The 7547-nt window shown below is 65.7% G+C and carries 4 protein-coding genes; all 4 read left to right on the top strand.

Annotated features, from left to right (window positions below):
• Nucleotides 1-282: 282 nt before the first annotated feature.
• Complete coding sequence (locus tag ABY44_RS23825; RefSeq protein WP_431642414.1) at nucleotides 283-3318, top strand: type VI secretion system Vgr family protein; 3036 nt, start codon at nucleotides 283-285, stop codon at nucleotides 3316-3318.
• On the top strand, nucleotides 3315-3605 hold the full coding sequence (locus tag ABY44_RS23830; protein WP_060172360.1) for a hypothetical protein: 291 nt from the start codon (nucleotides 3315-3317) through the stop codon (nucleotides 3603-3605). The genes ABY44_RS23825 and ABY44_RS23830 overlap by 4 nt, the downstream gene beginning before the upstream one ends.
• On the top strand, nucleotides 3602-3961 hold the full coding sequence (locus tag ABY44_RS23835) for a hypothetical protein (RefSeq protein ID WP_431642417.1): 360 nt from the start codon (nucleotides 3602-3604) through the stop codon (nucleotides 3959-3961). Before ABY44_RS23830 ends, ABY44_RS23835 begins: the two co-directional genes overlap by 4 nt.
• A 140-nt stretch (nucleotides 3962-4101) precedes the next feature.
• Nucleotides 4102-7547: DUF6531 domain-containing protein (locus ABY44_RS23840; protein WP_431642419.1), on the top strand; the 3446-nt coding region annotated here is incomplete at its 3' end.

Below are 7547 nucleotides of genomic sequence, written 5' to 3' on the forward strand. Positions count from 1 at the left end.
CTTGCTCCATATGTGGAACCGACTACCTTGCTGGGGCAGACAGTAATCCCGTGCCGCGACGGTCGCCACGAAGCCATATCCAGCGGTTTGCATACCAAATTGAATTTCGTACAAGTTGCCTGATTTCCGCGTGAATTTTCAGAATCGTCTCATATCCCCACCATCAATCAATGCCCATGCTGGCGTCCAGAGAAGTCCATGTACGTCCATCTCTGCTGAGAGCCTGCTGCCCACTCTGCCCTAGCGGCAGCAACCGTAGGTGCTCAGCCACTTGGAGCATCGATGGCAAGACAATCCGATATGCGCTTCACCTTCAAGGCGGGGGGCCTCGAATTCGACGTGGTTTCGTTCGAGCTGGAAGAAGGACTGAGCCAGCCGTTCACGCTGTCGGTCGACCTGGCCAGCACTGATCCGTCGATCGACTTCGCGGCCGTTCTCGACCAGCCCGCGCAGCTCACCATCTGGCGCGCCGGCCAGCCCGTGCGCTACGTCCACGGCCTGGTCAGCGATTTCGAACAAGGGGAAACCGGCTTTCGCCGCACCCGCTATCGCGCGGTGGTCGAACCCAGGCTCGCACGTGCAGGGTTGTGCGCCGACTGGCGCATCTTCCAGCGGCAGAGCGTGCCGGACATCCTGTCGGCGGTGCTCAAGGAACACGAGATCACCGACTACGAACAGTTGGTGACCGAGACGCATCTGCCGCGTGAATACTGCGTGCAGGCGGGCGACAGCGACTTGCATTTCCTCGCACGGCTGGCGGCGGAAGAAGGCTTCTACTACGCTTTTGCCTTTGCCGATGACAGCCACCGCCTGGTCCATGGAGACAATCTCTACATCTTCGGCTCCATCGACGGCGGCCCGGTCGAATACAACGCCACGCCGGGCGGCGACCAGCCCACGCCGGCGCTGCGGCGCTTGCGCTACAGCGAGCGCGTGCGTACCGCGCGGCAGACCCAGCGCGACTACACCTTCAAGCACCCGACCTATAACCAGGAGCATCAGCACGACGGCGCGCAGCTCGATCACCAGGGGCAGGACTACGAGGTCTACCAATTCCCCGGCCGCTACAAGGAAGACGCGGCGGGGCGGCCCTTCACCCGGACCCGCCTGCTCGGGCTGCGCGGCGACGCCCGCGCCGCCGAAGTGGAAGGCGACGATGCGCGCCTGGTGCCCGGCCTGGCCTTCGACCTCACCGGCCATCCGCGCGCCGATCTCAACCGTGGCTGGCGGCCCCTGCGCATCAGGCATCGCGGCGTACAGCACACCAGCCAGTCCGAGGAAAGCGCAGACGCGGAACTGGGCACCTACTACAGCTACACCGCCGAGCTGATTCCCGACGATGTGGAATGGCGCCCGCAGCCGATGGCCAAGCCGCGCATCGACGGCCCGCAGGTCGCCATCGTCGTCGGGCCGCAGGGTGAGGAAATCCACTGCGACGAGTGGGGCAGGGTCAAGGTCCAGTTCACCTGGGACCGGCAGGGCAAGTCCGACGAGCACAGCTCCTGCTGGATCCGTGTTTCGCAGAACTGGGCCGGCGCCACCTGGGGCCACATGGCCATCCCGCGTATCGGCCAGGAAGTCCTGGTGGGCAATATCGACGGCGATTGCGACCAGCCTCTGATCATCGGCAGAACGTACATGGCGCTGCAGCGGCCGCCGTATGAGCTGCCCAAGCACAACATCCTCAGCACCATCAAGAGCAAGGAGCACAAGGCCGGACGCAACAACGAACTGCTGTTCGACGACACCAATGGCGAGATCAGCACCACGCTGCGCAGCGACCAGGGTGCCAGTGCGCTCAACCTGGGCTACCTGGTCCACCCGCGCCCGGGCGGCGGCAAGGCGCGCGGCAAGGGCTTCGAGCTGCGCACCGACGAGCACGGCGCGGTGCGCGCCGGCTCCGGCCTGCTTCTGACCACCGAGCCGCGCCCGCATGCCAGCGAGCATCACAAGGACCTCAAGGAGACCGCTGCCCGCCTGGACGTGGCCGGCGAGCAGCAGGAGGGCTTCGGCACCCAGGCCCGTGAAGTTCAGGCGCAGGAGGCGGGTGACCAGGATATGGTCGCCAAGGCGCTGAAAAAGCAGCACCAGGGCATCGTCGGCAACGGCCCCGGCGATCCGGCGAGCAACAACTTTCCCGAATTCGCGCAGCCGTACGTCGTCGTCGCCAGCCCGGTGGGTATCGCCACCAGCACGCCAGGTTCGACCCATATCGCCAGCGGCGAGCACATTGCGCTCAGCAGTACGGAACACATCAGCCTGACCAGCGGCAAGCGCCTGCTCGCCAGTGCCAGCCGTGGCATCCGCCTGTTCGTGCAGAGCATGGGTTACCGCCTGGTAGCCGCGGCGGGAGACATCGACATCCGAGCGCTGAAGGACAGCATCAACCTGCTGGCCAAGCTCAACATCACGTACACCGCCGAGCGCATCACGCTGAACGCCAAGACCGAGCTGGTCATCAACGGCGGCGGCAGCGCCACGGTGTACAACGCCGGCGGCATCACCCACCAGACCAGCGGGCGCTACACGGGCCATGCGGCCAAGTTCAGCTACACGGGGCCCAAGAGCCGGGCGACCAGCTTTCCGGAGCCGCCCAAGCCCAGCCAGGGCAATCTCGAACTGTTCAACCGTTACGCCAATCTGCGCGGCCTGGCGAACGGCGGTTTCGAAGTCGAGGACGCGCTCGGCAAAGTCTTCAAGGGCACGCTCGATTCAGCGGGCCGCAACGTGGTCTCCGGCGTGGCGCCGGGTCCGGCAAAGATTCGTTTTGGGCTTGACCCCGCCGACCCCTGGTCGGAGGCCAGTTATGTCGGCGTGCCCAAATGGCCTGCGAATCCGCCCAGTGGCGGTATCGGCCAGGTCCAGGCTCTTGTCGCCGGCGTCATGCCGTCGCAGCCCAAGGCCTCCGCGCCCGTGCCAGCCATGGCGAAGTCCCTGAACGTTGGCGCTCCGTCAGTGCCGGCATCGGGCCCCGGCCGCTGGGTCACCACGGACAACGATTACCACGGCATCAAGAACACCGGGGTCATGTTCATCAATCGCCTGACTTCCATGGGCGACGAAGGGCGCCTGTTCGGCTCCGACGGCAAGGACTACATGAACACCACGCGCGACAAGATCCAGCAGTGGAAGCCATTGCCCGCGGATGCCGATCCGTGGCTCAAGGAAAACTCGGCCGTTCACACCTACGGCGAGACCCGGAAGATCAAGCAACGCTATCTCGAAGGCGCCGATGCCTGGGCCATCGGCGGCAAGTCCTGGCATTGGCAACCCGGTGTTGCCGACGAAGTTCACGAAATCAAGGGGGGCAAACCATGAAAGAAACACGCCTGCTGCTCGAAAACACCCACGCCAACGGCGCGGCGGTCAGCCATGGAAGTTACGAGGTTGAAGATGCCCGGGGGCGAGTCTTCACCGGCACGCTGGACGAAGCCGGCCGCGCCCTTGTCGTTGACCTGGCTCCCGGCCCCGCGCGCGTACAGTCTGGCGACGACCCGGCCGCCCCCTGGGACAAGAGCAGCTATATCGGCACGCCGACGTGGCCCCCCACGCCGGTTCAGCGGACAGCGGCCAATCCGGATTCAAACCGGGAGGTGCCGTGGTGACGCGTCCGCTCTACCTGTTCTGGGGCGGGCTGGATCTGCTCTATCTGATTCGCTTCCTCTGGCTCAACTTCGCCGACGGACGCATTCCGCTGTACCACGACATCCAGGCATTCGGGCAATTGCACGAGCCGGGCGACCATGCGGCCGTCTGGCTCGGCCTGTCCCTGCTGCTCACCGTGTCCATCGCCGTGTCGGCCTGCCTGTTTCTGCGGGGCGGCCGCTGGCCTATGCCCAGGTGCCGCTGCGCCTGCTCTTGGCGGTGCCATCTCTGTCATTCATTCCATGGCTATTGCACTTGGGCGAGGGATCAAGCCTGTCGCTCAACCTCGGGCTGCTGCTGGTATCCGAGGTGTTGAAGGTCATCACCCTGCGTCGGCACGGGCGCGCGAATGGTCCTGCCGCCCCCGCTGCGTAGCGCTCCACCCAATACCCCCCATTCATCACCGAGCACGGCCGTGGTCATGCCGTGCAAGCCAACCTACACCACGAGTCACGCATGGCAAGCCCGAAGCCGCAGGAACAACAACGTGAACCCCAGGTGGCGGTCGCGCCGCTGAACACCGTCGATGCGCGCGACGTCAACCGAGGCGCCCAAGAGTTCGACCAGTGGCTGCGCAAAGTCAGCGATGGCGTGGTCACCCTCGACCGCATCCGCACCGTGGCGGGTTCGCTGCCCGTGGTCGGCAACATCATCGCCCTGGTCGACAGCCTGGGCGATATCGTCACCCTGTCGCAGGCCAAGGAGCGCCAACTGCTCGACTGGGTCAGCCTGGGCATCAACCTCATCGGCGTGCTGCCGGCGCCGCCGACCATGGCGGCAGCGCGCATGAGCCTGCGCCCGACCCTGTTCCTGGTGCGCCAGGAGCTGAAGCTGAATGGCAAATCGCTGCTCGGTGATGCCCTCGTCAACGTGCTCGTGGCCCACCTCAACGCCAGCATCGTGGGCGAGATCGACAAGTTCGCCAAGGAGGCGCAGGGCAAGCTCAACGGCATCCTCAAGGATGCGGGCGATTGGGGCGGCAAGGCGATTGTCGACATCGCGGGCGGTCTCGAAGCGCTCGCCACGGGCAAGCTCAACGCATCCGGCGACGCCAAGGCAGCGGCCGAGCAAATGCGTGCCGCTGGCGATCAGTTGCTGCATGACCCCAAGGCTAGCATCAGCAATTTCCTTGGCGCCGTGTGGAGCGTCTATAAAGCCACCGGCAAGGCCGCCGCCAACGTTGCCGCCAAAACCCTGCTCGACGAGCGCCAGCGTGAACTGGTGCTTCGCAACACCAAGGCGTTAAGCAATTTCGCGCCGGAACTCAAGCGCCAGGTCGCCAGCCTGGGCGACGAGAAAGTGGCCAACAGCATCGGCTATCTGCTCGCCTCCCTGGTCACCGCCTTGGCGCGCTGGCGTGCGCGCGGTGCCGCCGGCCAGAGCGCCAACGTCAAGCCCAAGACCACGAGCAAGGGGGAGAGACAGGGCTCGGAAGGCATGATGGAGGCCCAAACCAGACAGCACCCCACTACGAAGGACCCCAATCCGCTCAAGGAAGGCTGTACGTGCGCCAAGACCGAGCGCAGCATCAGCTTCGCCATGGGCAGCGAGACGCTCAGCCATACCGACTTCACGCTCCCCGGGCCATTTCCCATCGACTGGACACGCACCTACCGCTCCAGCCTGGGGGCCTACGATGCGGGCGAATTCGGCGCGCGCTGGATCACCCCCTACACCACGCGCCTCGACGTGGTTGGCGACGGCCTGCGTTACCACGCTGCTGATGGCCGCAGCCTCGACTACCCGCTGCCCAAGGTGGGCGAAGCGCACGACGACCGCATCGAAGACCTCACGCTGATCCGGGTCGGCGAAAGCAGGCTGGCATTGTGCCGAGGGTTCGAGCGCCGCGAGACCTACCAGCGTTATGGCGACCGCTACCTGCTCACGCAGATCGAGTTGCGCGGCGGCGCCGGCATGCTGCTGGGCTACGACCATCGCATAGGCGAGCGCGTGGTGCTCTCCGACATCGTCACCTACCAGGACGACCCCAGCCAGCCGCACACCCACCTCGGCACCGACGTGGACGAGGCCGGCCGCATCATCGGCCTGTGGCTGATGGGCGAGGACAAGCCCCTGCGACGTCTGAGCCTGTATCGCTACGACGAGGCCGGCGACCTCACGCTGGCCCAGGACGAGAACGCCGAGGTCTGGACCTACCAGTACCAACACCACCTGATCACCCGCTACACCGACCGCACCGGCCGGGGCATGAACCTCGCATGGCAGGGCGAAGGCCCCGACGCCCGTGCCGTGCATGAATGGGCCGACGACGGCAGCTTCGAGGTGCGGCTGGAATGGGACTCGAACATTCGCCTTACCTACGTCACCGACGCCCACGGGCAGGAAACCTGGTACTACTGCGACATCCTCGGCTACACCTACCGCATCACCCACCCGGACAAACGCTCCGAGTGGTTCTTCCGCGACGATGCCAAGAACGTCATCCGCCATGTCCACACCGATGGTAGCGAAGACCGTTACGCCTACGACGAGGTCGGCAACCTGCTCGAACACATCCGGGCCGATGGCACGGTGGTGCACTACGCGTGGGATACGAAGAACCAGCTCATCAAGATCAGCGATGCCGAGGGTGGGCTCTGGCTGCGCGACTACGACACGCGTGGCCGCTTGACCGAGAGCGTTGACCCGCTCGGCAACAAGACCGAGTACGCGTACAACCCGATGGGCCTGCCGATCGGCATCACCGACGCCAGCGGCAAGATCAAGCAGCTCGAGTACAACGCCGATGGACGGCTCACGCGCTACGTCGACTGCTCCGCCAAGGCCAGCGCCTGGGCCTACGACGAACGCGGCCAGCTCGTGCAGTTCACCGACGCGGCGGGCAACGTCACCCGCTACCGCTACGAGGCCGGCCAGCTCGCCGTCATCCGCCACCCCGACAACAGCGAAGAACACTTCGAGCGCGATGCCGAAGGGCGTTTGCTGACCCACGTCGATGCCCTGGGTCGGCGTACCGAATGGGACTACACCGAGGCCGGGCTGCTCGCCAGCCGGGTGGACGCGGCCGGCCAGACCCTGCGCTACCAGTGGGACAAGCTCGGTCAGCTCACCGCGCTGCGCAACGAGAACGGCCGCGAAGCCGAGTTCCACTACGATCCGGTGGGTCGCCTGCTCGCCGAAACCGGCTTTGATGGCGCCACCACGCGCTACGAGTACGAGGAAGAAACCGGCAAGCTGGCGCGCGCGGTGGACGGGCAGCGCATCACCGCCTACACCTTCGATGCAATGGGCCGCCTCGCTGAGCGGCGCGCGGCGCTGCAAACCGGCGAGACGCCGCCGCGTGAGCAAGCCTGGCAGGTGGAACGCTTCGCGTATGACCTCAACGGCAACCTGGCGCTGGCCACCAACGCCGACAGCCGACTGCAATGGTTCCACGACGCGGCCGGCAACCTGGTGCGCGAGCACCAGCACTACATCTGCCTCGGCAAGCCGCTGGTCGGCGTGTGGCAGCACGAATACGACGCGCTCAACCAGCGTATCGCTACCGTGCGCCCGGATGGGCACCGCGTAAGCTGGCTCACCTACGGCAGCGGACACCTGCTGGCCCTGCAATTGAACGAGCGCGAACTGGTCAGCTACGAGCGCGACGACCTGCACCGTGAAATCGTCCGCACCCAGGGCAATCGCCTGCTGCAGAAGCAGCAGTGGGATGCCATGGGGCGGTTGAGCGAGCAGGTACTTGCCCACGAGGCCAAAGAGCCGGCCACGCAAACCGCTGGCGGCAGCCGCCTGCTGGTGCGCCGCTACCGCTACGACGCCAGCGGCCAGCTCACCGACATCAACGACACGCGGCGCGGCCAACTGGCCTACCGCTACGATCCGGTGGGCCGGCTGCTGGAGGCACAAAGCCGCCTGGGCCACGAAACCTTCGCGTTCGACCC

The sequence above is a fragment of the Burkholderia sp. ZZQ-2 genome, assembly GCF_050768715.1.
Lineage (GTDB): Bacteria > Pseudomonadota > Gammaproteobacteria > Burkholderiales > Burkholderiaceae > Burkholderia > Burkholderia cepacia.

What these genes read in the sequence shown, in the direction of transcription:
- ABY44_RS23830 (WP_060172360.1), top strand. Translation starts at nt 3,315, where the DNA reads ATGAAAGAAACACGCCTGCTGCTCGAAAACACCCACGCCAACGGCGCG.
- ABY44_RS23825 (WP_431642414.1), top strand. Translation starts at nt 283, where the DNA reads ATGGCAAGACAATCCGATATGCGCTTCACCTTCAAGGCGGGGGGCCTC.